The sequence below is a fragment of the Vibrio sp. 1401 genome (assembly GCF_033340295.1).
Map to the genome: position 1 here is coordinate 1 of NZ_JAWOWF010000487.1, position 632 is coordinate 632.

The window sequence follows — 632 nt, forward strand, 5'->3', positions numbered from 1 at the left end:
CGATTATTTTTACGCGCTCGACGCACAATGAAGCTGGTGAGCTGTTCTGCCCATTTTAAGCGACCATACACGCCATCTAAATCGAAAAATATTGATGCATTCAGTAACGCTTTCGGGTTGGGATCGTCAATCCAGTCAGCGAAACATTCTTCCCATTCGGAGCGAGTCATTCGCCACATCGGGTTTGTGGCCATGATGTCACCGGTACAATATTTGTAACCACAAGCTTCAAGGCCGTCACTGACAAACTTAGCGAGATCTTCAAAGTACTTGCCATGTTTCTCTTCTTGATAGGATTCGTCCAGAATAATGGCGTTGTCTTGGTCGGTAACCAGCAACTGTTCGTCGCGTCCCATTGAACCTAATGCGAGGAAACAATAAGGAATCGGAGGCGCACCGAGTTCTTCTTCTGCCAACTCCAACAAACGCTGTTTGAAACTTCGGCCAATTACTGACATCGCGCTGCCAACCATGTGTGAATTGGCGTCTTCGTTAACCAGACGTACGAAGCTGCTTTTGACTTCTTCTGCGACTGTCGCTAAATCTTCGATGCTTTGCTGCTGAAAAATGCTGCTTACAAGAAGCAGTGAGTTTTGCGATTCATAACGAACAATATCGGTAGTTTCGATGAT

The 632-nt window shown here is 46.0% G+C and carries 1 protein-coding gene; it reads right to left on the reverse strand.

The features are described from left to right. Positions 1–632, reverse strand: a 632-nt coding sequence (locus tag R7Z77_RS26375; RefSeq protein WP_318137176.1) for a DUF294 nucleotidyltransferase-like domain-containing protein, incomplete at both ends; no start/stop codon positions are given.